Here is a 25,976-nt window from a genome sequence, read left to right as displayed (position 1 = left end):
CTTTTCCAAAAGTGACCCGCTGTAAGAGCGGAACCGATATCAGCCATCACCCAAATAACGGATATGTACCCAGCGACCCCGCGCCCAACTACATTCCCCCAAAACGCAAAAACGGCGCCCAAAGGCGCCGTTCTTTTTACTGCATATTGCTAAGCGATCAAACGCCCAGTACCGCGTGCTGCACCAGGGTGAGCAACGGCTGTGGGTACACGCCCAAGAAGAACGCAAGCAGGGCGATCGCCAGCAGCATCACGCCACCGGCTTTCTGTTCCCAGTGCAGCTCGGCATCCACACGGCGCAGGTTTGGCTCGATCAGGTACAGGGTGACCATCACACGCAGGTAGTAGAACACGCCGATGGCGCTACCCAGCACGAGGGAGGCAACCAACCACCATTCGTGGGCTTCAACGCCGGTCGCAACGATGTAGAACTTACCGATAAAGCCTGCAGTCAGCGGGATACCCGCCAGGGACAGCATCATCACGGTCAGTACGGCAGTCAGGTACGGACGGCGCCAGAACAGGCCGCGGTATTCGTACAAAGCGTCAGCGTCACGGCCTTTGAACGGCGAGGACATCAGCGTGATCACGCCGAACGCGCCAAGGCTGGTGATCACGTAGGTGACCAGGTACACGCCCATCGCTTCCACAGCCAGGCCTTTGCTCGCCACCAGCGCGATCAGCAGGTAGCCGAAGTGCGCGATGGAGGAGTAACCGAGCAGACGCTTGAGGTTGTTCTGGGTCAGAGCCAGCAGGTTACCGAACAGGATCGACGCAATGGCGATCACGGTCAGCACGTTGCTCAGCACGCCGGTGTTGGCGGCAGGCGAGATCTGGAACAGACGCACCATCACCGCAAACACGGCAACCTTCGACGCCGTGGCCAAAAACGCCGCCACCGGCGCCGGGGCGCCTTCGTAGACGTCCGGGGTCCACAGGTGGAACGGCACCAGGGAGAGCTTGAACGCCAGGCCGATCAGCATCATCGCCAGGCCCAGTTGGGCAATTGGCGCAGGCATGCTGGTGGTTGCCAGGGCGTGACCGATACCGGTGAAGCTCAGGCTACCGGCTTCTGCGTAGAGCAGGGCCATACCGAACAACAGGAACGCGGAACCGGCGGCCGACAGCACCATGTACTTGATGCCGGCTTCCAGGGAGCGCTTGTTGAAGAAGGCATACGCCACCAGGCCGTAGGTCGGGATCGACAGCAGTTCCAGGCCGATGAACAAGCCGGCCAGGTGCTGTGCGCTGACCAGCACGATGCCGCCGGCCGCAGCCAGCAGGATCAGCAGGTACAGCTCTTCCTTGTTGCCCGGGTAGCCCGCGCCGCCTTCGCCGAGGTAGGCGTGGGCGAGGGTGACGCAGGCCAGGGTGGCGACCAGGATCAACGCGATATACAGCAGCGCGAAGTCATCGATCATCATCAGCGGGGTCACGGCCAATGGCGCGACCTTGAGGGCTGGAATGATCGACAGCAGGGCCAGGTTCAAACCGGCACAGGACAGCAGGAACGTTTGCGAGTGATTGCGGCGCCAGGCGATCGCCAGCATCACCACCACGATGGTGAGGCTGGTGATCAGCAGCGGCGCAAGCGCGATAAAGTGTTGGATCGTGAATTCCATAGCGCTCTTACCGTGCCGAAGCGAGTTGAGTGAAGGCGGTGCTGAACCACTGCTGCACGCCATGCATCGTCGCGGCAGAAGTGTCCAGGAACGGTTGCGGGTACACGCCGATGTAGATCAGCAGTACCGCAAGGCCGAGCACCATGATCAGTTCGCGAGCATCCATCCCTTGCAGGACGGTGTCGGACTTGGCCGGGCCGAAGTAGGCGCGGTGGATCATGATCAGCGAGTAAACCGAACCAAACACCAGGCCGGATGTAGCAATGGCGCTGATCCACGGCGTGTGCACGAACGAACCCATCAGGATCAGGAACTCGCCGATGAAGTTGCCGGTGCCCGGCAAGCCCAGCGACGCAGCAGCGAAGAACAGGCTGATCGCCGGCAGGTAAGCGATGCGCGACCACACGCCACCCATTTCACGCATGTCACGGGTGTGCAGGCGCTCGTACAGCTGACCACTGAGGATAAACAGTGCGGCGGCGGAAACACCGTGGGCCAACATCTGGATCACGGCGCCTTGCAACGCCAGTTGGCTGCCGGAGTAGATGCCGATCAGTACGAAACCCATGTGGGAAACGGACGAGAAGGCGATCAGACGCTTGATGTCGGTTTGTGCGAAGGCCAGGAACGCACCGTAGAAGATCCCGATCAGACCCAGGGTCATGGCGATCGGCGCGAACTCGGCCGAGGCATTCGGGAACAGCGGCAGGGCGAAACGCAGCAGGCCGTAAGCAGCGGTCTTCAGCAGGATACCGGCCAGGTCCACGGAACCTGCGGTCGGCGCCTGGGCGTGAGCGTCAGGCAGCCAGGAGTGGAACGGCACCACCGGCAGCTTCACCGCGAAGGCGATGAAGAAGCCCAGCATCAGGATGTACTCGGTGGTCAGCGACATCTTGGTTTTCAACAGGTCGGCGTAGTTGAAGGTAATCACGCCGGTGTTGTTGAAGTTGACCAGTACCAGACCCAGGATCGCCACCAACATGATCAGGCCGGAAGCCTGGGTGAAGATGAAGAACTTGGTCGCCGCGTAGATCCGGGTTTTCTTGCCGTCCGAAGAACTGTGACCCCAGAGCGCGATGAGGAAGTACATCGGCACCAGCATCATTTCCCAGAAGAAGAAGAACATGAACAGGTCCAGCGCAAGGAACACGCCGACAACACCGCCCAGGATCCACATCAGGTTCAGGTGGAAGAAGCCCACGTGACGCTGAATTTCTTTCCAGGAGCAGAGTACCGAGAGGATACCCAGCAAGCCGGTCAGCAGGATCATCAACAGCGACAGGCCGTCGAGGGCCAGGTGCACGTTGATGCCGAAGCGCTGGATCCACACGTGCTTGAATTCAAGCGCGAAGGTTGGATCGACACCCGGTGCCGGAGCGAATGAATAGTCACCGTGGGCCCACAGCCAGAGGCCGAGCGCGAGTTCCAGGGACATGGTCAGCAACGCAATCCAGCGGGGGAGGGTGGCGCCGAAGCGTTCACCCATCCAGCAGAGCAGGCCGCCGATAAAGGGGATCAGGATTAGCCAGGGCAGAATCATGACGGGCTCGTTTCCTTTCGCAAGTTCGCAAAGTTCGCAATGTACATAGTTACACCGCCACGACGACGATGGCGCCGATCACCAGCACGGCACCAACGGCCATGGAGGCGGCGTACCAACGCAATTGGCCCGTCTCGCTGCGGCTCAGGGCGGTGTGACCGGCCTTGGCGGCGCGCGGGATCAAACCGATGGTCTGGTCGAGCGGGTCTTTGCGCAGTACATGGCTGATCGCAAGGTAAGGCTTGACGAACAGTTTGTCGTAGATCCAGTCGAAGCCCCAGGCGGCGAACCACCAGGCCGACAGGAAGCGGCCGATGCCACTGTTGGCAACAGCGGTAACGAAGCGACGCTTGCCGAGGAACAGCAGGGCTGCCAGCAGGATACCGGCCAGGGCGATGGCGCCCGAGGCGATTTCCAGGCTGTGCTTGGCGGCGCCGCCGGCATGGCCAGCGCTTTCCGGCAGTACGCCGGCCAGTGGCGGGGTGATCATGGCGCCGATGAAGGTCGACAGGATGATCAGCACCGACAGTGGCAGCCAGTGGGAGATGCCGTGGCCTGCGTGTGCTTCGGTCTTGGCTTCACCGTGGAAGGTGATGAAGATCAGGCGGAAGGTGTACAGCGAGGTCATGAAGGCACCGACCAGGCCTGCGTACAGCAGGTTCTGGTTACCGCTGGCAAAGGCTTCCCAGAGGATTTCGTCTTTGGAGTAGAAACCTGCGGTCACCAGCGGCAGGGCAGCCAGGGCAGCACCACCGACGATGAAGCTGGCGTAGGCCAACGGCAGTTTCTTCCACAGGCCGCCCATCTTGAAGATGTTCTGCTCGTGGTGGCAGGCAACGATCACCGCACCGGAAGCGAGGAACAACAGGGCCTTGAAGAAGGCGTGGGTCATCAGGTGGAAGATCGCCGCGTCCCAGGCGCCGACGCCCAGGGCCAGGAACATGTAGCCGATCTGGCTCATGGTCGAGTAGGCGAGGATCCGCTTGATGTCGGTCTGCACCAGCGCGGCAAAACCGGCCAGTACCAGGGTTACGCCGCCGACCAGGCCCACCAGGTGCAGGATTTCCGGCGCCAGGGTGAACAGGCCGTGGGTACGGGCAATCAGGTAGACACCGGCCGTTACCATGGTTGCCGCGTGAATCAGTGCGGAAACCGGCGTAGGGCCGGCCATCGCATCCGCCAGCCAGGTTTGCAGTGGCAGTTGCGCGGATTTACCTACGGCGCCACCCAGCAGCATCAGGGTTGCCAGGGTGATCCAGAAGTCGCCGACCTGGAATTTCTGCGGTGCCAGTACCAGCAGTTCCTGGATGTTCAGCGTGCCCACTTGTTGGAACAGGATGAACAGGCCGATGGCCATGAACACGTCGCCGATGCGGGTAACGATGAAGGCCTTGAGTGCCGCGTTGCCGTTGTTGCGGTTGCTGTAGTAGAAACCGATCAACAGGTACGAGCACAGGCCCACGCCTTCCCAGCCGAAGTACAGGAACAACAGGTTATCGCCCAATACCAGGAACAGCATGCTGGCGATAAACAGGTTGGTGTACGAGAAGAAGCGCGAGTAACCGGCTTCACCGCGCATGTACCAGGACGCGAACAGGTGGATCAGGAAGCCCACACCGACCACCACGCCGAGCATGGTGATCGACAGGCCGTCGACGTAGAGGGCGAAGTTCGGCTTGAAGCCGTCCACCGACATCCACTGCCACAGCACCAGGGTGTAGTGGCCGCCTTCCGGCGGCGCCACGTTGAATTGCCAGATGACGTAGGCGGCGACGATCGCCGACAGGCCAATGGAACCCACACCGATCAGGGCAGACAGGTTTTCCGACCAGCGTCCACGGGAGAACGACAGCAGCAGGAAACCGATCAGGGGAAATACGAAAGTCAGAAAGATCATGTTCATCCGCGCATCTCACTGGCAGCGTCGATATCAAGCGTGTGGAAGCGACGATACAGTTGCAGCAGGATCGCCAGGCCAATACTGGCTTCGGCGGCTGCCAGGCTGATCACCAGGATGAACATGACTTGTCCATCCGGCTGGCCCCAACGTGCACCTGCAACGATGAACGCCAGTGCTGCAGCGTTCATCATGATTTCCAGGCTCATCAACACGAACAGAATGTTACGGCGAACCATCAGGCCGACCAGGCCAAGGCAGAACAGGATGCCGGCGACCGCCAGACCATGCTCCAAAGGGATAGCAGGCATCGTCATTGCTCCTTGGCTTCGTTGCGGCCCAAGTGGAAGGCGGTGATGGCTGCAGCGAGCAGCAGCATCGAAGCCAGTTCGACCACCAGCAGGTACGGGCCGAACAGGCTGATGCCCACGGCTTTGGCGTCTACGGTGGTGTGGCCGATGGCCTGGCCGCTTTGGTGAGCGAACAGCACATACAGCAGTTCACCCAGCAGCAGCGCTGCCAGGACAACCGGGCCGAGCCAGATGCCGGGCTTGAGCCAGACGCGTTCCTGGGCGACCGAAGCCGGCCCCAGGTTGAGCATCATCACCACAAACACGAACAGCACCATGATGGCGCCGGCGTAGGCGATCACTTCCAGGACACCGGCGAACGGTGCGCCGAGGCTGAAAAAGGTCATGGCCACGGCGATCAGCGAAATGATCAGGTAGAGCAGGGCGTGCACGGGGTTGGTGTTGGTGATCACGCGAAGCGTGGACACCACTGCAATACCCGACGCGAAATAGAAAGCGAATTCCATCTTTCTTCCTTAAGGCAGCAAGCTCTTCACGTTGATCGGCTCGGCTTCGTTTTGTGCGGCGCCCTTCGGCTTACCGGCAACGGCCATACCTGCAACACGATAGAAGTTGTAATCAGGGTTTTTACCGGGACCAGAGATCAGCAGATCTTCTTTCTCGTACACCAGGTCCTGACGTTTGAACTCGGCCATCTCGAAATCCGGTGTCAGCTGGATCGCGGTGGTCGGGCAAGCTTCCTCGCAGAGGCCGCAGAAAATGCAGCGCGAGAAGTTGATGCGGAAGAAGTCCGGGTACCAGCGACCGTCTTCGGTTTCAGCTTTCTGCAGGGAGATGCAACCCACCGGGCACGCCACGGCGCACAGGTTGCAGGCTACGCAACGCTCTTCGCCATCGGGGTCGCGGGTCAGCACGATACGGCCGCGATAGCGCGGCGGCAGGTACACCGCTTCTTCCGGGTATTGCAGGGTGTCGCGTTTGCGGAAGCCATGGCCGAAAACCATCACCAGGCTTCGCAACTGGGTACCAGTACCCTTAACGATGTCGCCAATATATTTGAACATGGGTCAAATCCTCACTGAACCGCGCCGGCTGGCGTGTTCAACAACACAACAGCAGCCGTCACCAGCAAATTGATCAGGGTCAGCGGCAGGCAGAATCTCCAGCTGAAATCCATCACCTGGTCATAGCGTGGGCGCGGAATAGAGGCGCGCAGCAGGATGAACAGCATGATGAAGAACGCCGTCTTCAAGAAAAACCAGAAGAACGCCAGTTGCGGCAGGATGTTGAACGGGCCGTGCCAGCCGCCGAAGAACAGCGTGACCAGCAGTGCCGAGATCAAGATGATGCCGATGTATTCGCCAACGAAGAACATGCCCCATTTCATGCCGGCGTATTCAATGTGGTAACCGTCAGCCAGTTCCTGTTCCGCTTCCGGTTGGTCGAACGGGTGACGGTGAGTCACGGCGACGCCAGCGATGAAGAAGGTACAGAAGCCGAAGAACTGCGGAATGATGAACCACAGGTTCTGCGCCTGGTACTCGACGATGTCGCGCATGTTGAACGAGCCGACCTGCACCACGATGCCCATCAGCGCCAGGCCCATGAACACTTCGTAGGACACGGTCTGGGCCGAGGCCCGCAAGCTGCCCAGCAGGGCGAACTTGTTGTTGCTCGACCAACCGGCGAACAGCACCGCGTAGACCGACAGACCGGCCATGGCGAAGAAGAACAGCAAGCCGATGTTCAGGTCCGCCACGCCCCAGGTCGGGGTGATCGGGATGACTGCGAAGGCGATCAGCAAGGCGCTCATGGCCACGACCGGTGCCAGGGTGAAGATCACCTTGTCGGCAAACGGCGGGGTCCAGTCTTCCTTGAAGAACATTTTGAGCATGTCGGCAGCGATCTGGAACATGCCGAACGGGCCAACGCGGTTCGGACCGTAACGGTCCTGCCACCAGCCCAGCAGGCGACGTTCGACGAAGCTGAGCAGGGCGCCCGCAACGACCACGGCCAACAGGATCACGATGGCCTTGACGACCGAGATGATCACGTCGATCACTTCAGGGGTGAACCAGGTCATTGCGCTGCCTCCTGCAGACCGTCAACGGTTTGGCCAAAGATCGCCGGCGGAATGCCCGCGAGGCCTTTAGGCAGTGCAACCAGGCCAGCCCCCAACTCTTCGTTGATGCGCAGCGGCAGACGCAGGGTCTGGCCACCGACGGTCAAGCTGAGCAGGGCACCGTCGTTGACGCCCAGGCGGTCGGCTTCGGACTTGGCCACGGACACGTAAGCGGCCGGAATGCGCTCTTGTACCGGCGCGGCTTTGGAAGAGGTTTCTTCGCTGCCGAACAGGTGGAAGAACGGCACAACCTGCCAAGTGCCCTGGGCCGGGTTGAACGGACGCGGTACGGCAGCGAACCAGTTCAGCGCATCACCGGTGCTTTCGATCAGGCGGGTGCCTGGGTCGCCAGCGCGGATATGACCACCGACTTCGTCCTGGAACTTGTTCCAGGCCTGTGGCGAGTTCCAGCCCGGCGACCAGGCGAAAGGCACCTGCTGACGCGGCTCAACCGAACCCGAGTAACCTTCCATGGAGAAGGCGAACGCGGTGTCGGGGTCTTGTGGGGTACGCGGTTCGTGCACGCTGATGTCGGCGCGCATGGCGGTACGCCCGGAGTAACGCAGCGGTTCACGGGCCAGTTTCAAGCCCTTGATGCGGAACGAGGCGGACGGTGCAGCGTCGACGATGCGTGCCAACTGCGGCGCGCTCGCGGCGGCAGCAGCCGTCACGTGGTCGAGCTGGGTCCAGTCGATCGGCTGGTTCAGCAAGGTAGCGCGCAGGGCATGCAGCCAGCGCCAGCCTTCGTGAACCAGGATGCTGGCGTCCATGTACTTCGGATCGAACACCTGGAAGAAGCGCTGGGCGCGGCCTTCCTGGCTGACCAGGGTACCGTCGCCTTCGGCGAAAGTAGCGGCTGGCAGGACCAGGTCGGCACGTTCGCTGGTGGCGGTCTTCTGGTGGTCGGCAACGATCAGCACTTTGGCAGCGTCCAGCGCGGCGTCAACCTTGGCCGAATCCGTGCGGGTGTACAGGTCGTTTTCCAGTACCACGATGGCGTCGGCTTGACCGTCAGTCACGGCTTGCAGGGCAGCGTCCAGCGATTCGCCACCGAGCATGGCCAGGCCAAGGCTGTTGGCTTCCGGCACGACCAGGCTGATGGAACCGTTCTTGTCGCGCAGCTTCAAGGCTTTGGCGATGTTGGCAGCGGCTTCGATCAGCGCTTTGGAACCCAACGAGGTGCCGGCAATGATCAATGGGCGCTTGGCGGCCAGCAGGGCGTCGGCGATGCGCTGGGCCAGTTCACCGGCTTCAGCGTCCAGGCCTTCGACGGCAGGCGCGCTGGCGTCCAGGGCGTGCGCCACGGCGAAACCGATGCGGGCCAGGTCGTCTGGGGCGGCGTGGACGCATTCTTCGGCGATATCGTCGAGCTTGGTTTCTGCCAGGCTTGCAATAAACAGCGGGTTCAGCGCGTGCTGGCCGATGTTTTTCACCGCAGCGTCGAGCCAAGGCTGGACGCGCATGGCATCGGCCATGTCTTCAGCTTTGCCTTTGACCGACTGACGCAGCGACAGCGCGATACGCGCGGCGGTCTGGGTCAGGTCTTCACCGAGCACGAAAATCGCGTCGTGGTCTTCGATGTCGCGCATGTTCGGAACCGGCAGCGGGCTGTCGTTCAGCACTTGCAGGACCAGGCGGATGCGCTCCAATTCACCGGCTTCGATACCGGAGTAGAAGTGCTCGGCGCCGACCAGCTCGCGCAACGCGTAGTTGCTTTCGAGGCTGGCGCGGGGCGAACCGATACCGACGATGTTGCGGCCACGCAGCAGGTCGGCGGCTTTATCCAGCGCGTCGTCCAGGCTCAGCTTGGCGCCATCGGCCAACAGTGGCTGGCGCGGGCGGTCTTCGCGGTTGACGTAGCCATAGCCGAAACGGCCACGGTCGCAGAGGAAGTACTGGTTGACCGAACCGTTGAAGCGGTTTTCGATACGACGCAGTTCACCGTAGCGCTCGCCCGGGGAGATGTTGCAACCGCTGGAGCAGCCATGGCAGATGCTCGGTGAGAACTGCATGTCCCACTTACGGTTGTAGCGCTCGGAGTGGGTCTTGTCGGTGAATACACCGGTCGGGCAGACCTCGGTGAGGTTGCCGGAGAACTCGCTCTCAAGCACACCGTCTTCAACGCGACCGAAGTACACGTTGTCGTGGGCGCCGAATACGCCGAGGTCGGTGCCGCCGGCGTAGTCTTTATAGAAACGCACGCAGCGGTAGCAGGCGATGCAGCGGTTCATTTCGTGGGAAATGAACGGGCCGAGGTCCTGGTTCTGGTGGGTACGCTTGGTGAAGCGATAGCGGCGCTCGTTGTGGCCGGTCATCACCGTCATGTCTTGCAAGTGGCAGTGACCGCCTTCCTCACAGACCGGGCAGTCGTGCGGGTGGTTGGTCATCAGCCATTCGACAACGCTGGCGCGGAACGCCTTGGATTCTTCATCTTCGATGGAGATCCAGGTGTTGTCGGTGGCTGGGGTCATGCAGGACATGACGATACGACCACGGGTGTCGTTTTCGTCGGTGTACTGCTTGACCGCACACTGGCGACAGGCACCGACGCTACCAAGAGCGGGGTGCCAGCAGAAATAAGGGATGTCGAGGCCTAGTGAGAGACATGCCTGTAACAGGTTGTCTGCCCCATCGACTTCGAGCGCTTTGCCGTCTACGTGGATAGTGGCCATGGTTCAAAGTTCTTCGTTGGCCCGTTGTCAGCGGGCGTGGCTAATGGAATCTTGTTATTCATGTGCATCTACACAGCCATAAAGGCGTCAGCACATGAGAAAGCGAAGGGCACGGACCCTTCGCTCTTTAAGCGTTACGCACCAACCATGGTTGGTGTGACCACCTGATTCAGATCGCCAGCGCGCGCAGGTGCGATGCCAGCCTCGAATTCAGAGCGGAAGTATTTGATTGCGCTGCCCAATGGTTCCACGGCGCCCGGTGCGTGAGCACAGAAAGTCTTGCCTGGGCCGAGGAAGCCGACCAGACCCAGCAGGGTCTCGATGTCGCCTGGCTGGCCTTCGCCTTTCTCGATCGCCATCAAGAGCTTCACGCTCCAGGGCAGACCGTCACGGCACGGGGTGCAGAAACCGCAGGATTCGCGGGAGAAGAACTGCTCCATGTTGCGCAGCAGCGAGACCATGTTCACGGTGTTGTCCACCGCCATCGCCAGACCCGTACCCATCCGGGTGCCGACCTTGCCGATGCCGCCGGCGTACATTTGTGCGTCCAGGTGCTCAGGAAGCAGGAAGCCGGTGCCGGCGCCGCCTGGTTGCCAGGCTTTCAAGGTGTAGCCGTCGCGCATGCCGCCGGCGTAGTCCTCGAACAGCTCGCGGGCGGTCACGCCGAATGGCAGCTCCCACAGGCCAGGGTTCTTGACCTTGCCGGAGAAGCCCATGAGCTTGGTGCCCATGTCTTCGCTGCCTTCGCGGGCCAACGATTTGTACCAGTCGACGCCGTCGGCAATGATCGCCGGCACGTTGCACAGGGTCTCAACGTTGTTCACGCAAGTCGGCTTGCCCCACACGCCCACGGCGGCAGGGAAGGGCGGCTTGGAACGCGGGTTGGCGCGGCGGCCTTCGAGGGAGTTGATCAGTGCGGTTTCTTCACCGCAGATGTAACGCCCGGCGCCGGTGTGCACGAACAGTTCGAAGTCAAAACCGGAACCCAGGATGTTCTTGCCCAGCAGGCCTGCAGCCTTGGCTTCTTCCACGGCACGAGTGAGGTGCTTGGCGGCGGTGGTGTATTCGCCACGCAGGAAGATGTAGCCACGGTAGGTTTTCAGCGCGCGGGCGCTGATCAGCATGCCTTCGATCAGCAGATGGGGCAGTTGCTCCATCAGCATGCGGTCTTTCCAGGTGTTCGGTTCCATCTCATCCGCGTTGCACAGCAGGTAGCGGATGTTGATGGATTCGTCCTTGGGCATCAGGCCCCACTTCACGCCCGTGGGGAAGCCAGCACCGCCGCGGCCTTTAAGGCCGGCGTCTTTCACGGTCTGGACGATGTCGTCCTGGGCCATGTTGGCGAAGGCCTTGCGCGCAGCGGAGTAGCCGTTCTTGGCCTGGTATTCGTCGAGCCATACCGGCTCGCCGTCGTCACGCAGGCGCCAGGTCAGCGGGTGAGTCTCGGCCGAACGCTTGATCAGGTTGGCCGGGCCGAAAGATGTAAGGGTCATGGGTAGCCCTCGAGCAATTGGGTCACGCCAGCAGGCTGCACGTCACCGAATGTGTCGTCGTCGATCATCAACGCCGGCGCCTTGTCGCAGTTGCCCAGGCAGCACACCGGCAGCAGCGTGAAGCGGCCGTCCGGGGTGGTTTGGCCCAGGCCAATGCCCAGCTTGTTCTGGATCTCGCTGACCACCGACTCGTGACCACCGATGTAGCAGACCATGCTGTCGCACACGCGAATAATGTGGCGACCCACAGGCTGGCGGAAGATCTGGCTGTAGAACGTGGCCACACCTTCAACGTCGCTGGCCGGGATGCCAAGGATCTCGCCGATGGCGTAGAGGGCGCCGTCCGGCACCCAGCCACGTTCCTTCTGCACGATCTTCAAGGCTTCGATCGACGCCGCGCGCGGGTCTTCGTAGTGATGCAGCTCGTGCTCGATGGCCGAGCGCTCGGTTTCACTGAGGGTGAAACGGTCTGTCTGGATAAGCGTGCTGTTCATGCTTAGCGGTCCACGTCGGCCATAACGAAATCGATACTACCCAGGTACGCAATCAAGTCCGCGACCATCTCGCCTTTGATCACCGAAGGGATCTGCTGCAAGTGGGCAAAACTTGGGGTACGAATCCGGGTGCGGTAGCTCATGGTGCCGCCATCGCTCGTCAGGTAATAACTGTTGATACCCTTGGTCGCTTCGATCATCTGGAAGGATTCGTTGGCCGGCATTACCGGGCCCCACGAAACTTGCAGGAAGTGCGTGATCAGGGTTTCGATGTGCTGCAGCGTGCGCTCTTTCTGCGGCGGCGTGGTCAGCGGGTGATCCGCCTTGTACGGGCCGGCCGGCATGTTGCGCATGCACTGCTCGATGATCTTCAGGCTCTGGCGCATTTCTTCGACGCGCACGATGCAACGGTCGTAGGCGTCGCCATTCGCGGCCAGCGGCACTTCGAATTCGAAGTTCTCGTAGCCGGAGTACGGGCGCGCTTTACGCAGGTCGAAATCGCAGCCGGTGGAACGCAGGCCAGCACCGGTGACGCCCCATTCCAGGGCCTCTTTGGTGTTGTACTGGGCAACGCCAATGGTCCGGCCCTTGAGGATGCTGTTGTCGAGGGCGGCTTTCTGGTACTCGTCCAGACGCTTGGGCATCCAGTCGATGAATTCCTTGACCAGGCGCTCCCAGCCGTTCGGCAGGTCGTGCGCCACACCGCCGATGCGATACCAGGCCGGGTGCAGGCGGAAACCGGTGATGGCTTCGATGACCTTGTAGGCGCGCTGACGGTCGGTGAAGGTAAAGAACACCGGGGTCATGGCGCCGACGTCCTGGATGTAGGTGCCCAGGAACAGCAGGTGGCTGGTGATCCGGAAGAACTCGGCCATCATGATGCGGATGGTGTCGACGCGATCCGGCACTTTAATGCCGGCCAGCTTCTCGACCGAGAGCACGTACGGCAGGTTGTTCATCACGCCGCCGAGGTAGTCGATACGGTCGGTGTACGGGATGAAGCTGTGCCAGGACTGGCGCTCGGCCATTTTTTCGGCACCACGGTGGTGGTAGCCGATGTCCGGTACGCAGTCGACGATTTCTTCGCCGTCCAGTTGCAGGATGATACGGAAGGCACCGTGAGCCGAAGGGTGGTTCGGGCCCAGGTTGAGGAACATGTAGTCCTCGTTGGTGCCGGAGCGTTTCATGCCCCAGTCTTCCGGACGGAAGCGCGCAGCCTCTTCTTCAAGCTGTTGCTTGGCGAGGTTGAGGCTGAACGGATCGAATTCGGTGGCGCGCGCCGGGAAGTCCTTGCGCAGCGGGTGACCTTCCCAGGTCGGTGGCATCATGATGCGCGTCAGGTGCGGGTGGCCCGGGAAGTCGATGCCGAACATGTCCCAGACTTCACGCTCGTACCAGCTGGCGTTCGGCCAGATACCGGTCACGGTCGGCACGCTCAGGTCGCTCTCGGACAGCGCCACCTTGATCATCACGTCGCTGTTACGTTCGATCGACAGCAGGTGATAGAACACGGTGAAATCGGCGCCGCTCGGCAGCCCCTGGCGCTTGGTGCGCAGACGCTCGTCCACGCCATGCAGGTCATAGAGCATGACGTACGGCTTGGGCAGGTTGCGCAGGAAGGTCAGGACTTCGACGAGCTTGGCGCGCGCCACCCACAGCACCGGCATACCGGTGCGTGTGGCCTGGGCGGTGAAGGCGTCAGGGCCAAAACGGTTATTGAGTTCGACGACCACATCCTGGTCGTCTGCCTTATAAGGCGGGATGTACAGAGCACTGCCTGTAGTCATGGTTTTTTATCGCTTTCGGTCAACGTAAAGAATGAAGCCAGGTTTTCGTTCTATAAAAGAAGCGGTGCTGGATCAGACTTCGTCGGGGCTGCGCAGGTTGGTGACTGCGATTCGCTGTTCGCGGCGCTGTTCCTTTTGCGACGGCATCTCGGCGCGGTACACGCCTTGATCACCGACGACCCAGGAAAGCGGGCGACGCTCCTTGCCAATCGATTCCTGCAGCAGCATCAAGCCTTGCAGGAATGCTTCAGGGCGGGGCGGGCAGCCAGGCACGTAGACGTCCACGGGCAGGAACTTGTCCACCCCTTGAACGACGGAGTAGATGTCGTACATGCCACCGGAGTTGGCGCACGAACCCATGGAGATAACCCACTTCGGCTCGAGCATTTGCTCGTAGAGACGCTGAATGATCGGCGCCATCTTGATAAAGCAGGTTCCGGCGATAACCATGAAATCCGCCTGGCGCGGTGATGCCCGGATAACTTCGGCGCCAAAGCGCGCGATGTCGTGGGGCGCCGTGAAGGCGGTGGTCATTTCCACGTAGCAGCACGAAAGACCGAAGTTGTACGGCCACAGGGAGTTCTTGCGTCCCCAGTTGACCGCGCCACTCAGCACGTCTTCCAGCTTGCCCATGTAGATGTTTTTGTGGACTTGGTCTTCTAACGGGTCGGAAACGGTTTCGCGTTCGCCGATTGGGTACTGCTCGTTAGGAGCATCCGGGTCGATCCTGGTGAGATTGTATTGCATCGCCAAAGCCTCATTGTTTCAGCTTCGCTTGCCGCTTGCGACGAGCTTCCGGAGCCCAATCAAGGGCGCCCACTCGAAATAGGTAGACAAGGCCTGCCAACAGAATTGCTATGAAAACGAGGGCTTCGACGAATCCGGTCCAGCCGCTTTCGCGGACGGACACAGACCAGGCAAAGAGAAAGAGGGCTTCGATATCGAAGATCACGAACAGCATCGCGACCAGATAGAATTTGGCTGAGAGCCGCAAGCGGGCGCCACCTGTAGGCAGCATGCCGGACTCGAACGGTTCATTTTTGCTGCGGCCCCAGGCTTTTGACCCGAGGAGGCTGGAGACACCAAGCATGAAGGCGCAAAGGCCGACAACACCGAGGAGGAAAATGGCAAAGCCCCAGTTGTGGGCCATGAGTCCTGTCGCTTCGGTCATGCTGGAAATCCTTAACAGAGAGCAAAGGTCTCTGAGCTCGAAAAAGTAACGATGCAGTGACGATATGTCGCACTGCAATCAATCGCGGTGATTTTATGGCTAAACACCGGGCAAGTAAAATTCCTATAGCGAAATTATTCGATGGAATAAGCACATAGTGCACCTTCTTGGGGCTGTAGCCCTTGCGTGGCGGGCATTAGCGGGCTTTTTATCAAATATGTTTTGTTTAACCAGTAACGAAGTTTTCATGAGCTAAATGATAATGAATATTGTTTGCGTGGGTTTTAAGCGGATGGGTGTGGTGTAACGGGGGAAGTTGCTGTTACTTGCTAGAGTGCCGCTAGTTCATGCAGGGGATCTTTTAACCGATTTTATTCAGGTGAATAGCGCTCTGGATCAATGTTTTGCCAGAAACCGGGTGGCAATGAGCTCAATCACCCTCTCGGCCCCCGACTGATGGCTATTGTCAGAAAATTCCCACAAGAGTACAAATGTACTCCATGACGACTCTGACTCCCCGCCGCACCGCCATCCTGACCTTTATCCGCGACCGCATCGCGCAACAAGGCCAACCGCCCAGCCTCGCCGAGATCGCCGAGGCGTTCGGCTTCGCCTCGCGCAGCGTCGCCCGCAAGCACGTGGTGGCGCTCACCGAAGCCGGCTTCATCGAGGTCAACCCCAACCAGGCGCGCGGTATCCGCCTGCTCAACCAACCGGCTCGCCCCGAATGGCTGGACGTGCCGGTGCTCGGCCGTGTTGCGGCGGGCTTGCCCATCGGCGCCGACGCCGAAGTGCACAACCGCCTGCAACTCGACCCCGCCACCTTCGCGAAAACCCCGGACTACCTGCTGCGCGTCCAGGGCGATTCAATGATCGAAGACGGCATCCTCGACGGCGACCTGGTCGGCGTACGCCGCAGTGCCGAAGCCTTGAACGGCCAGATTGTAGTGGCGCGCCTGGACGGCGAAGTCACCATCAAACGCTTTGAACGCCATGGCGAGCATGTGCGCCTGCTGCCACGTAACCCCGCGTATCAACCCATCGTGGTCGGGCCTGATCAGGACCTGGCCATCGAAGGGGTGTTCTGCGGCCTGGTGAGGCAAGGCTGATGGGCGCCGTCGTTGCCCTGGACGCGCTGTTCAATGGCGGCCGCGTCTGGAAGGGCCGGCCCGCCGCGCCACCGGCCAGCGTGCACCCCACTGGGCTGGCGGCGCTGGACGCAGTACTGCCCACGGGCGGCTGGCCGGAATCGGCGTTGAGCGAAATATTGATGGCCAAGGAAGGTGTCGGTGAACTGCAATTGGTCTTGCCGACCCTGGCGCGGCTGTCCGCAGCAGGCGAGCGCATTGTGCTGGTCGCGCCACCTTATACGCCGTACCCGCACGCCTGGCAGAACGCCGGGGTGGACTTGCGCCAGCTCTCGGTGATCCAGGCCGAGGAGCGCGATGCCTTATGGGCCGTCGAGCAATGCCTGCGGTCCGGCAGTTGCGGCGCGGTGTTGTGCTGGCCGCGCAAGGCCGATGACCGTGCTTTGCGCCGTTTGCAGGTAGCGGCCGAAACCGGCCAGACCCTGGCGTTTGCCTGGCGCGCTTTAAATGAAGCGGTGAATGCCTCACCCGCCGCCTTGCGCCTGGCCGTTGAGGCAAGGCCGGCGCAAGTGCGCGTGCTCAAGTGCCGCGGCGGGCTGGCCCATCCGGCGCCGATTGCGCTGGCGGGGCACTGAGGTTGCCATGCGCTGGGTGTGTATTGTGTTCCCGCAATTGGCGCTGGACGGTGTGCAGCGCCTGCACCCCGAGCCCGACCAACCCCTCGCGTTGCTGGCCGACACGCCGCAGCGCCGCGTGCTGCAAACCGTCAATGAAGCTGCCCGCGCCTTGGGCCTGCGCCCCGGTCAATCGCTGACGGCAGCGCATGCGCTGGCCAAGACCTTCGCCAGTGCCGAATACGACCCCGCCGAGATCGAGCGCTGGCAGCAGTTTCTCGCGGCCTGGGCCTACCGTTTCAGTTCCCAGGTCAGCCTGTATTACCCGCGCGCCCTGCTGTTCGAGATCGAATCGAGCCTGGGCCTGTTCGGGCCGTGGCCGCAGTTCGAGGCGCGGCTGCGCAAGGAGTTGACCGAACTGGGCTTTCGCCACCGTATCGTCGCCGCGCCCAACCCGGCAGCGGCGCGGGTGCTGGCGAATCTTTACGATGGCCTGGCCGTGGCCGATGATCACGCCTTGCTGCAAGCCCTGGCGCCGCTGCCGATTGACCGCGCCGGCCTCGACCCGCACGCCGCCACCGCCTTGGCGCGCATGGGCCTGCGCAGTCTCGCCCAGGTGCAGGCCTTACCCCGGCACACCCTGGCGCGACGCTTTGACGCCAGCCTGCTCAAGCACCTGGATGCGCTGACCGGGCAACGCCCGCTGGCGCTGGCGTTCTATCAGCCGCCGGACCAGTTCGATGTGCGCATCGAGCTGAATTTCGACGTGCAATCGCATCAGGCGCTGCTGTTTCCGTTACGTCGGTTGACGGGCGACCTGTCCGCCTTCCTCTGCGGCCGCGACAGTGGCGTGCAGCGCTTCGACCTGCATCTGGAGCACGCCCAGGCGCCCGACAGCGTGATCAAAGTCGGCCTGCTCAGCGCCGAACGCGAACCGGCGATGCTCTTCGAACTGGCCCGAGGCCGCCTCGAGCAGGTGCAAGTGACCTCGCCGGTACGCGGCTTTCGCCTGGTTGCCCAGGACTTGCCGGTGTTCGTGCCACAGCGCCAGGACCTGTTCGACGACCGCCCGCAACAGACCTTGCCCTGGGAGCAACTGCGCGAACGCCTGCGCGCGCGCCTTGGCGATGAGGCGGTGCAAGGCTTGCGCTTTCACGCCGACCACCGCCCCGAATGCGCCTGGCAAGCGGCCGCCGATAACCGTGTGTGCCCCACCTTGAACAAGGTGCAACGCCCCGGCTGGTTATTGCCCGAACCGACTTTGCTGGCCGAGCAGGGCGTGCAGATTCTGATGGGCCCGGAACGCATCGAGTCCGGCTGGTGGGATGGCGCCGATGTGCGCCGCGACTATTACCTGATCCAGACCCGCGCCGGGCAGCAAGGCTGGGCCTATCGCCACGTCGGTCAAAACGACGGGCTGTGGCTGCAAGGCTGGTTTGCATGAGCTACGCCGAGCTGCACTGCCTGTCCAATTTCAGTTTCCAGCGCGGCGCGTCGAGTGCGCTGGAGTTGTTCGAGCGGGCCAGGCGCCAAGGCTATAGCGCCTTGGCAATCACCGACGAATGCACCTTGGCCGGCATTGTGCGGGCCTGGCAGGCGGCGAAGGCGGTGGACATGCCGCTGATCATCGGCAGCGAGGTGCGCATCGAGAACGGCCCGAAACTGGTGTTGCTGGTAGAAGACCTCAGCGGCTACCAGCACCTGTGCCGGCTGATCACGGTGGCCCGACGCCGCGCCGAAAAAGGCAGCTATCGCCTGTTGCAGGAAGACTTCGAGCAGCCGCTGCCCGGCCTGCTGGCGCTGTGGGTGGCCGAAGACAGCGACACCCAAGCCTCGATCCAATGGCTGCGCCGCACGTTTGCCGAACGCCTGTGGCTGGCGGTGCAATTGCATTGCGGCCAGGACGACGCGCGCCATCTGCAGCAGCGCCTGGCCTTGGCCGCCAGCCTGAACATTCGCGCAGTGGCCTGCGGTGATGTGCATATGCATGCGCGTGGCCGCCGCGCCCTGCAAGACACCATGACCGCCATCCGCCATCACGTCACGGTGGCCGACGCCGGCACGCGCCTGCACCCCAATGGCGAGCGGCACCTGCGCAGCCTCGACGCCCTGGCCGCGCTGTACCCGCAAGCCTTGCTCGACGAAACCCTGGCCATCGCGCAGCGCTGCACCTTCGACTTAAGCCAATTGCGCTACCACTACCCGCGCGAGTTGGTGCCCGAAGGCCAGGATGCGAAGTCCTGGCTGCGCCAGCTCACCGAAGAGGGTATCGCCCAGCGCTGGCCGCAGGGTGTCGACGCCAAGACCTTGCAGCAGATCAACCATGAGCTGGCGCTGATCAGCGAACTGGGCTACGAAAGTTATTTCCTCACCGTGCACGACATCGTGCGCTTCGCCCGCAGCCGTTCGATCCTGTGCCAGGGCCGGGGCTCGGCGGCCAACTCGGCGGTGTGTTTTGCCTTGGGCATCACCGAAATCGACCCGAGCCTGATGAACATGCTGTTCGAGCGCTTCCTGTCCAAGGAGCGCAACGAGCCGCCGGATATCGACGTCGACTTCGAACACGAGCGCCGTGAAGAAGTGCTGCAGTACGTGTTCCAGCGCTACGGCCGCACGCGCGCGGCCTTGACGGCGGTGGTCAGCAGCTACCACGCGGCCGGCGCGGTGCGCGATGTGGCCAAGGCCCTCGGCTTGCCGCCCGACCAGATCAACGCCTTGGCTGAATGCTGCGGGCGCTGGAGTGAAGATGCGCCGCCTTTGGAGCGCTTGCGCGAGGGCGGCTTTGACCCGCAAAGCCCGATCCTGCGCCGCGTGCTTACACTTACCCAGCAGTTGATCGGCTTTCCCCGGCACTTGTCCCAGCACCCGGGTGGCTTTGTGATTTCTGAATACCCGCTGGACACCTTGGTGCCGGTGGAAAACGCCGCCATGGCCGAACGCACGATTATCCAGTGGGACAAGGACGACCTCGACGCCGTCGGCCTGCTCAAGGTGGATATTCTGGCCTTGGGCATGCTCAGTGCGATCCGCCGCTGCTTCGATTTGCTGCGTCGTCATCGCAACCTGGATTTGGCCCTGGCGACCATCCCCAAGGAAGACGCCGCGACCTACGCGATGATCAGCAAGGCCGACACCATCGGCGTGTTCCAGATCGAGTCGCGGGCGCAGATGTCGATGCTGCCCAGGCTCAAGCCGCAAACCTTCTACGACCTGGTGATCGAGGTCGCCATCGTGCGGCCCGGGCCGATCCAGGGCGGCATGGTGCATCCGTATTTGCGCAGGCGTAATAAAGAAGAGCCGACGACTTATCCATCCCCGCAACTGAAGGCGGTGTTGGAACGCACCCTGGGCGTGCCGCTGTTTCAGGAACAAGTCATGCAGATCGCCATGGTCGCCGCCGACTACGGCCCCGGCGAGGCTGACCAGTTGCGCCGCTCCATGGCCGCCTGGAAACGCCACGGCGGGCTGGAACCGCATCAGGAACGCCTGCGCACCGGCATGCTTAAAAACGGCTACAGCGAAGCCTTTGCCGCGCAGATCTTCGAGCAGATCAAAGGCTTTGGCAGCTACGGCTTTCCCGAGTCCCACGCGGCCAGTTTTGCCTTGCTCACCTACGCCAGCTGCTGGCTCAAATGTCACGAGCCGGCGGCCTTTGCCTGTGCGCTGATCAACAGTTGGCCCATGGGCTTCTACAGCCCGGACCAGATTCTGCAGGATGCGCGGCGTCATCGCCTGCAGATTCGCCCGGTGGATGTGCTGGCCAGTGACTGGGATTGCAGCCTGGAACCCATCGACGGCCAGCAACCGGCGATTCGCATGGGGTTGCGCATGATCTCGGGGTTTCGCGAAGAGGATGGACGACGCATCGAGGCAGCCCGCCAGCGCCGCACGTTCAGTGACATTGCCGACCTCGACGAGCGCGCCGGGCTGGATGCGCGCGCCCAGGCGCTGTTGGCGGACTCGGGCGCCTTGCGCGCCCTGGCGGGCAACCGGCACAAGGCGCGCTGGGACGTGGCGGGCGTGCATAAACAGCTTGGCTTGTTCGCCGGCCTGCCCAGCCCTGACGAAGCGGCGGTGGCGCTGCCGGCACCGACGGTCGGCGAGGACCTGCACGCCGACTACGCCACACTCGGCACCACCCTCGGCCCGCATCCGCTGGCGCTGCTGCGGGGTGAATTGCGCAAGCGCCGCTGCCGCAGCTCACTTGAGCTGATGGCGGTGGAGCATGGGCGCAATGTCAGCGTCGCCGGCCTGGTCACTGGCCGGCAGCGCCCAGGCACCGCCAGCGGGGTGACCTTCGTCACCCTGGAAGACGAATTCGGCAACCTCAATGTGGTGGTCTGGCGTGATCTGGCCGAGCGTCAGCGCCAGGCGTTGGTCGGTTCGCGGCTATTGAAAGTCGACGGGCGCTGGGAGGCGGTAGGCGAAGTGCGGCATTTGATTGCCGGGCGCCTGACCGACCTGACGCCGCTGCTGGAGGGCATTAATGTGCGCAGCCGGGATTTTCACTGAGGGGAGTTGCTCAGGTCTCCACGGATAAGCTATATGCAATGAAACGATTTATTGCCGCCAGGCTCCAAGTTTTTATCAGTGGAACTGCGCCACGACTCCATCTTTCTCTTCGCCACGAGCCAATTGATGCATTTTTTATCCAACACCCATGGCTGCGAAGGCTGGGGCGGTGAAATGGCCCAGCGAATCCGCGCCTTCGATTGGTCGACCACCGACCTCGGCCCGATCGACGCCTGGCCCACCAGCCTGGTCAGCGCCGTGCAGATGCTGTTGGCATCGCCCATGCCCATGGTGATGCTGTGGGGGCAGGCGGGGTACATGATCTATAACGACAGCTACTCGGTATTTGCCGGTGGGCGGCATCCGTATCTGCTGGGCACGCCCGTTGAGCAGGGCTGGCCGGAAGTCGCCGATTTCAACCGGCATGTGCTGGACACCTGCCTGGCCGGCGGCACCTTGTCGTATAACGACAAGGCGCTGGTGCTGCTGCGCAATGGCCAGCCGGAAGAGGTGTGGATGGACCTCTACTACAGTCCCGTCGCCGGGGATAACCAACAACCGGCCGGCGTGCTCGCGATTGTGGTGGAGACCACCGCCCACGTGCAGTCCGAACGTGTGCGCCAGGAATTGACCCATAACCTGGAGCAGCGCGTGGCCGCCGAAGTGCAGGCGCGTTCCGCCGCCGAAGCCCAACTGCGCCAATCGCAAAAGCTCGAAGCCATCGGCGGGCTGACCGGTGGCGTGGCCCACGACTTCAATAACCTGCTGCAAGTGATCGCCGGCAACCTGCACCTGTTGGCCCGGCATGAGCCGGAAAACGCCCAGGTACAGCGGCGGGTCTCGGCCGCCATTGCGGCGGTGGAGCGCGGTGCCAAACTGTCGTCGCAGTTGCTGGCGTTTGCGCGCCGCCAACCCTTGTCGCCGGCCGTCTATAACCCCCAGCGCATCTATGCAGGGTTAGGCGAGTTGCTGCAGCGTGCATTGGGCGAAACCATTCATATCGATGTGCAATTGCCGCAAGACTCGTGGTGCATCAACGTCGACCGTAACCAGTTGGAAAACGCACTGCTCAACCTGGCGATCAATGCCCGCGATGCCATGCACGGCGAAGGCGTGATTCGGATTACCGGCGAGAACATCATCCTCAACCCCGACGACTGCGCGGGCAAGAGCATCCGCCCTGGCGAGTATGTGCGCCTGGCCGTCACGGACATCGGCGTGGGTATGTCGCCGGCGATCCTGGCGCGGGTGTTCGAACCGTTTTTTACCACCAAGCGCGAAGGCCATGGCACCGGCCTGGGCCTGAGCATGGTGTTTGGTTTCGTCCGCCAAAGCGGCGGCCATGTCGAGGTGTGGAGCGAGGAAAGCAAGGGCACCGTGGTGCAGATGTATTTCCCGCGCAGCCTGGGCGAAGAGTGCCCGGACAGCCACGTCGAACCGGAGCCGCACCTCGTTGGCCAGGAGACGATTCTGGTGGTCGAGGACAACGAAGATGTGCGCGTGACGGTGGTGGAGTTGCTTGAGCAGTCGGGCTACACCGTGCTCACCGCCGAAGACGGCGACCGCGCCATGCAAGCGTTGCAGGGCGGCGTGCAACCGGACCTGATCTTTACCGACGTGGTGATGCCCGGTCGGGTCAAAAGTACCGACCTGGCCGACTGGGCCCGCGCCCAGGTGCCGCCGGTGGCGGTGCTGTTTACCTCCGGGCATACCCGCGACATTCTCTCCAGCAATCACTTGCTGAGCCCCGACATTCATCTGCTGAGCAAGCCTTACAGCCCCGAAGCCCTGACACAACGGGTGCGCAGCGTGCTCACTGCTCGATAAGGTTTTCCATGACTTCACAGCGCAACTTTCCGCCACTCACCGGCCAGCACTCAGGCTTTGTACGGGTGCGCGGCGCCCGCGAACATAACCTGCGCAACGTCGACGTGGACATTCCCCGTGATGCCTTGGTGGTGTTCACCGGCGTCTCGGGTTCCGGCAAGTCCTCGTTGGCGTTTTCCACGGTGTATGCCGAGGCCCAGCGCCGCTATTTCGAGTCGGTGGCGCCCTATGCGCGGCGCTTGATCGACCAGGTCGGCGTACCCGATGTGGATTCCATCGAAGGCCTGCCACCGGCCGTGGCCCTGCAACAGCAGCGCGGTACGCCCAGCGCGCGTTCGTCGGTGGGCAGCGTCACCACCTTGTCGAGCCTGATTCGCATGCTGTACTCGCGCGCCGGCAGTTATCCGCCGGGGCAGGCGATGCTGTACGCCGAAGACTTTTCGCCGAACCTGCCCCAGGGCGCGTGCCCGCAATGCCACGGCCTGGGCCGGGTGTACGAAGTGACCGAAGCGCTGATGGTGCCCGACCCGAGCCTGACCATCCGCCAGCGTGCGGTGGCGTCCTGGCCGTTGGCGTGGCAAGGGCAGAACCTGCGCGACATCCTGGTCACGCTGGGCTATGACGTGGATATTCCCTGGCGCGACCTGCCGAAAAAACAACGCGACTGGATCCTCTTCACCGAGGAAACCCCGACCGTGCTGGTGTACGCCGGTTTCACTGCGCAGCAAACCCGCGATGCACTGAAGCGAAAGTTGGAGCCGAGCTACCAGGGCACGTTCAGCGGCGCGCGGCGCTATATCCTGCACACTTTCACCCACACCCAAAGCGCGCTGATGAAAAAGCGCGTCTCGCAGTTCATGCAGGGCAGCGCCTGCCCGTTGTGCGAAGGCAAGCGGCTGACCAAGGCGGCGCTGTCGGTGAAGTTTGCCGGAGTGGATATCGGCGAGCTGTCGCAACTGTCGCTGGCGCAACTGGCCGAGCTGCTGCGGCCGGTCGCGGCGGGGCAGGACAAGATGAAACTGTCGGTGGAAAAACGTCTGGCCGCCCAGCGCATCGCCCAGGATTTGCTTGAGCGGGTCAGCACCTTGACCGAACTGGGCCTGGGCTATTTGTCCCTGGAGCGCAGCACGCCGACGTTATCGTCCGGGGAACTGCAGCGCCTGCGCCTGGCCACGCAATTGGGCTCGCAGTTGTTCGGCGTCATTTATGTGCTGGATGAACCGTCGGCCGGCCTGCATCCAGCGGACGGCGAAGCCTTGTTCACCGCCCTTGAGCGTCTGAAAGCGGCGGGCAATTCGCTGTTTGTGGTCGAGCATGACCTGGAAACCATGCGCCGCGCCGACTGGCTGATCGACGTCGGGCCGGCTGCCGGCGAACATGGCGGGCAGGTGCTGTACAGCGGCCCGCCTGCTGGCCTGGCGGAAATCGAAGCCTCGCAGACGCGTGAATATTTGTTCGCCGCGCCTCGGCCTTTGAACCCGTCACGCCGTGAGCCTTCCGGCTGGCTGAAACTTGAAGGCGTAACCCGTAACAACCTCAACGACCTGAGCGTGGATTTCCCCTTGGGCTGCTTTACGGCGGTAACCGGCATTTCCGGCTCGGGCAAATCCAGCCTGGTCAGCCAGGCGTTGCTGGAACTGGTGGGCACGGGCCTCGGCCGCGTGGTTGAAAGCGACGAGGAGCCCAGCCTCGAAGACGACACCCCGCAAAGCAGCGGTGGGTGTATCAGCGCGGGGCTTGAGCATATCCGCCGCCTGGTGCAGGTGGACCAGAAACCCATCGGCCGTACGCCGCGTTCCAACCTTGCGACTTACACCGGGCTGTTCGACAACGTGCGCAAACTGTTCGCCGCCACGCCGGCGGCGAAGAAGCGTCACTATGACGCCGGGCAGTTCTCTTTCAACGTCGCCAAGGGCCGCTGCCCCAATTGCGAGGGCGAGGGTTTTGTCAGCGTTGAACTGCTGTTTATGCCCAGCGTGTACGCGCCATGCCCGACCTGCCACGGCGCGCGCTACAACCCTGAAACCCTGGCGGTCAAATGGCAGGGCTTGAACATCGCCCAGGTGCTGGCGCTGACGGTGGAGCAGGCAGTCGAGGTGTTCGCCGACCAGCCTGGCGTGTTGCGCTCATTGCAGGTGCTGCGCGATATCGGCTTGGGGTATTTGCGCCTGGGCCAGCCGGCAACGGAATTGTCCGGCGGTGAGGCGCAACGCATCAAGTTGGCCACCGAGCTGCAACGCAATGCGCGTGGCGCCACCTTGTATGTGTTGGATGAGCCGACAACCGGGCTGCATCCACGGGATGTGGATCGTTTGCTCAGCCAGTTGAATCATCTGGTGGAGGCGGGGCATACGGTGGTGGTTGTGGAGCACGAGATGCGCGTTGTCGCGCAGAGTGACTGGGTGATTGATATCGGGCCGGGTGCCGGGGATTTGGGCGGGAAGGTGGTTGCCAGTGGCACGCCGCAGAAGGTGGCGAAGAGCAAGAGCAGCCGGACTGCGCCGTTCCTGAGCCGAGAACTGGCCTGACTGTCACTGCTTGATCAAATGTGGGAGGGGGCTTGCCCCCGATGGCGGCCTGACAGCCGACCAGAGTGCTGGATCAGACCGAGTACATATCCATTCCTGCGGTAACGGCCACTTAGGGTTCCGCTCTTACAGCGGCTCACTTTTTGAAGGACCAAAAAGTAAGCAAAAAGTCCTCGTCGGTATGACTCACCCACATGGGTTACAAACTGTTACCTATGTGCGTGAACTGATTTGTAACCCATGTGGGTGAGTCATACCGACGAGGACTTTTTGCTTACTTTTTGGTCCTTCAAAAAGTG

19 protein-coding genes are annotated in these 25,976 nt (G+C 62.2%); 6 read left to right on the top strand and 13 right to left on the bottom strand.

Annotation, left to right across the window (positions count from 1 at the left end; genetic code table 11):
- Positions 1–157: 157 nt before the first annotated feature.
- The 13 genes from nuoN to HX783_RS29425 form a co-directional block, all read right to left on the bottom strand.
- Positions 158–1,621, bottom strand: a complete 1,464-nt coding sequence (gene nuoN, locus HX783_RS29485; protein ID WP_177019208.1) for an NADH-quinone oxidoreductase subunit NuoN — start codon at positions 1,619–1,621, stop codon at positions 158–160.
- Between the two features lie 7 nt (positions 1,622–1,628).
- On the bottom strand, positions 1,629–3,161 hold the full coding sequence (nuoM, locus tag HX783_RS29480) for an NADH-quinone oxidoreductase subunit M (RefSeq protein WP_159957544.1): 1,533 nt from the start codon (positions 3,159–3,161) through the stop codon (positions 1,629–1,631).
- Between the two features lie 49 nt (positions 3,162–3,210).
- On the bottom strand, positions 3,211–5,064 hold the full coding sequence (nuoL, locus tag HX783_RS29475; protein WP_159957542.1) for an NADH-quinone oxidoreductase subunit L: 1,854 nt from the start codon (positions 5,062–5,064) through the stop codon (positions 3,211–3,213).
- A complete protein-coding gene (gene nuoK / locus HX783_RS29470) occupies positions 5,061–5,369 on the bottom strand; it encodes an NADH-quinone oxidoreductase subunit NuoK (RefSeq protein WP_003174727.1) in 309 nt (102 codons plus the stop codon). The genes nuoL and nuoK overlap by 4 nt, the downstream gene beginning before the upstream one ends.
- A gap of 2 nt (positions 5,370–5,371) precedes the next feature.
- Positions 5,372–5,875, bottom strand: coding sequence for an NADH-quinone oxidoreductase subunit J (gene nuoJ / locus HX783_RS29465; protein ID WP_003174726.1), 504 nt, complete (start codon positions 5,873–5,875; stop codon positions 5,372–5,374).
- A 9-nt stretch (positions 5,876–5,884) separates the two neighbouring features.
- On the bottom strand, positions 5,885–6,433 hold the full coding sequence (gene nuoI / locus HX783_RS29460; protein ID WP_003174725.1) for an NADH-quinone oxidoreductase subunit NuoI: 549 nt from the start codon (positions 6,431–6,433) through the stop codon (positions 5,885–5,887).
- Between the two features lie 11 nt (positions 6,434–6,444).
- Positions 6,445–7,452, bottom strand: a complete 1,008-nt coding sequence (gene nuoH, locus HX783_RS29455) for an NADH-quinone oxidoreductase subunit NuoH (RefSeq protein ID WP_053256843.1) — start codon at positions 7,450–7,452, stop codon at positions 6,445–6,447.
- Positions 7,449–10,163 carry an NADH-quinone oxidoreductase subunit NuoG gene (nuoG, locus tag HX783_RS29450; protein ID WP_177019207.1) on the bottom strand — a complete coding sequence of 905 codons (2,715 nt, stop codon included), beginning with the start codon at positions 10,161–10,163 and terminating at the stop codon, positions 7,449–7,451. Before nuoG ends, nuoH begins: the two co-directional genes overlap by 4 nt.
- Positions 10,164–10,297: 134 nt before the next feature.
- Complete coding sequence (gene nuoF / locus HX783_RS29445) at positions 10,298–11,656, bottom strand: NADH-quinone oxidoreductase subunit NuoF (RefSeq protein ID WP_177019206.1); 1,359 nt, start codon at positions 11,654–11,656, stop codon at positions 10,298–10,300.
- Positions 11,653–12,150, bottom strand: a complete 498-nt coding sequence (nuoE, locus tag HX783_RS29440) for an NADH-quinone oxidoreductase subunit NuoE (RefSeq protein WP_003174721.1) — start codon at positions 12,148–12,150, stop codon at positions 11,653–11,655. The genes nuoF and nuoE overlap by 4 nt, the downstream gene beginning before the upstream one ends.
- A 2-nt stretch (positions 12,151–12,152) precedes the next feature.
- On the bottom strand, positions 12,153–13,937 hold the full coding sequence (nuoC, locus tag HX783_RS29435; RefSeq protein WP_177019205.1) for an NADH-quinone oxidoreductase subunit C/D: 1,785 nt from the start codon (positions 13,935–13,937) through the stop codon (positions 12,153–12,155).
- A gap of 72 nt (positions 13,938–14,009) precedes the next feature.
- On the bottom strand, positions 14,010–14,684 hold the full coding sequence (locus HX783_RS29430; RefSeq protein ID WP_003174719.1) for an NADH-quinone oxidoreductase subunit B family protein: 675 nt from the start codon (positions 14,682–14,684) through the stop codon (positions 14,010–14,012).
- Positions 14,685–14,694: 10 nt separating this feature from the next.
- Positions 14,695–15,108, bottom strand: coding sequence for an NADH-quinone oxidoreductase subunit A (locus tag HX783_RS29425; protein ID WP_003219575.1), 414 nt, complete (start codon positions 15,106–15,108; stop codon positions 14,695–14,697).
- Positions 15,109–15,599: 491 nt separating this feature from the next.
- On the opposite strand from HX783_RS29425, the gene lexA reads away from it, so the two are divergent.
- The 6 genes from lexA (at position 15,600) to uvrA (ending at position 25,677) form a co-directional block, all read left to right on the top strand.
- Positions 15,600–16,217 carry a transcriptional repressor LexA gene (gene lexA / locus HX783_RS29420; RefSeq protein ID WP_094952635.1) on the top strand — a complete coding sequence of 206 codons (618 nt, stop codon included), beginning with the start codon at positions 15,600–15,602 and terminating at the stop codon, positions 16,215–16,217.
- Complete coding sequence (gene imuA, locus HX783_RS29415) at positions 16,217–16,831, top strand: translesion DNA synthesis-associated protein ImuA (RefSeq protein ID WP_177019204.1); 615 nt, start codon at positions 16,217–16,219, stop codon at positions 16,829–16,831. Before lexA ends, imuA begins: the two co-directional genes overlap by 1 nt.
- A gap of 7 nt (positions 16,832–16,838) precedes the next feature.
- On the top strand, positions 16,839–18,254 hold the full coding sequence (locus HX783_RS29410; protein ID WP_177019203.1) for a DNA polymerase Y family protein: 1,416 nt from the start codon (positions 16,839–16,841) through the stop codon (positions 18,252–18,254).
- Positions 18,230–21,322: an error-prone DNA polymerase gene (locus HX783_RS29405; protein WP_371317721.1), complete on the top strand. Its 3,093-nt coding sequence runs from the start codon at positions 18,230–18,232 to the stop codon at positions 21,320–21,322. Before HX783_RS29410 ends, HX783_RS29405 begins: the two co-directional genes overlap by 25 nt.
- A 126-nt stretch (positions 21,323–21,448) precedes the next feature.
- Positions 21,449–23,149, top strand: coding sequence for an ATP-binding protein (locus HX783_RS29400; RefSeq protein WP_177019201.1), 1,701 nt, complete (start codon positions 21,449–21,451; stop codon positions 23,147–23,149).
- A gap of 8 nt (positions 23,150–23,157) precedes the next feature.
- Positions 23,158–25,677, top strand: a complete 2,520-nt coding sequence (uvrA, locus tag HX783_RS29395; RefSeq protein ID WP_177019200.1) for an excinuclease ABC subunit UvrA — start codon at positions 23,158–23,160, stop codon at positions 25,675–25,677.
- Positions 25,678–25,976: the final 299 nt, after the last annotated feature.

It is taken from the genome of Pseudomonas sp. D2002, assembly GCF_013385735.1.
Classification (GTDB): domain Bacteria; phylum Pseudomonadota; class Gammaproteobacteria; order Pseudomonadales; family Pseudomonadaceae; genus Aquipseudomonas.
Note: the sequence above shows the minus strand (reverse complement) of the source record. Positions and strands in the feature narration are given on the sequence as shown.

Coding starts and splice junctions, on each gene's coding strand:
- nuoL (WP_159957542.1), bottom strand. CDS start 5,064: ATGAACATGATCTTTCTGACTTTCGTATTTCCCCTGATCGGTTTCCTG.
- nuoF (WP_177019206.1), bottom strand. CDS start 11,656: ATGACCCTTACATCTTTCGGCCCGGCCAACCTGATCAAGCGTTCGGCC.
- nuoG (WP_177019207.1), bottom strand. CDS start 10,163: ATGGCCACTATCCACGTAGACGGCAAAGCGCTCGAAGTCGATGGGGCA.
- HX783_RS29400 (WP_177019201.1), top strand. CDS start 21,449: ATGCATTTTTTATCCAACACCCATGGCTGCGAAGGCTGGGGCGGTGAA.
- HX783_RS29430 (WP_003174719.1), bottom strand. CDS start 14,684: ATGCAATACAATCTCACCAGGATCGACCCGGATGCTCCTAACGAGCAG.
- nuoH (WP_053256843.1), bottom strand. CDS start 7,452: ATGACCTGGTTCACCCCTGAAGTGATCGACGTGATCATCTCGGTCGTC.
- nuoE (WP_003174721.1), bottom strand. CDS start 12,150: ATGAACAGCACGCTTATCCAGACAGACCGTTTCACCCTCAGTGAAACC.
- lexA (WP_094952635.1), top strand. CDS start 15,600: ATGTACTCCATGACGACTCTGACTCCCCGCCGCACCGCCATCCTGACC.
- nuoI (WP_003174725.1), bottom strand. CDS start 6,433: ATGTTCAAATATATTGGCGACATCGTTAAGGGTACTGGTACCCAGTTG.
- uvrA (WP_177019200.1), top strand. CDS start 23,158: ATGACTTCACAGCGCAACTTTCCGCCACTCACCGGCCAGCACTCAGGC.
- nuoJ (WP_003174726.1), bottom strand. CDS start 5,875: ATGGAATTCGCTTTCTATTTCGCGTCGGGTATTGCAGTGGTGTCCACG.
- nuoC (WP_177019205.1), bottom strand. CDS start 13,937: ATGACTACAGGCAGTGCTCTGTACATCCCGCCTTATAAGGCAGACGAC.
- imuA (WP_177019204.1), top strand. CDS start 16,217: ATGGGCGCCGTCGTTGCCCTGGACGCGCTGTTCAATGGCGGCCGCGTC.
- HX783_RS29410 (WP_177019203.1), top strand. CDS start 16,839: ATGCGCTGGGTGTGTATTGTGTTCCCGCAATTGGCGCTGGACGGTGTG.
- nuoN (WP_177019208.1), bottom strand. CDS start 1,621: ATGGAATTCACGATCCAACACTTTATCGCGCTTGCGCCGCTGCTGATC.
- HX783_RS29425 (WP_003219575.1), bottom strand. CDS start 15,108: ATGACCGAAGCGACAGGACTCATGGCCCACAACTGGGGCTTTGCCATT.
- nuoM (WP_159957544.1), bottom strand. CDS start 3,161: ATGATTCTGCCCTGGCTAATCCTGATCCCCTTTATCGGCGGCCTGCTC.
- nuoK (WP_003174727.1), bottom strand. CDS start 5,369: ATGCCTGCTATCCCTTTGGAGCATGGTCTGGCGGTCGCCGGCATCCTG.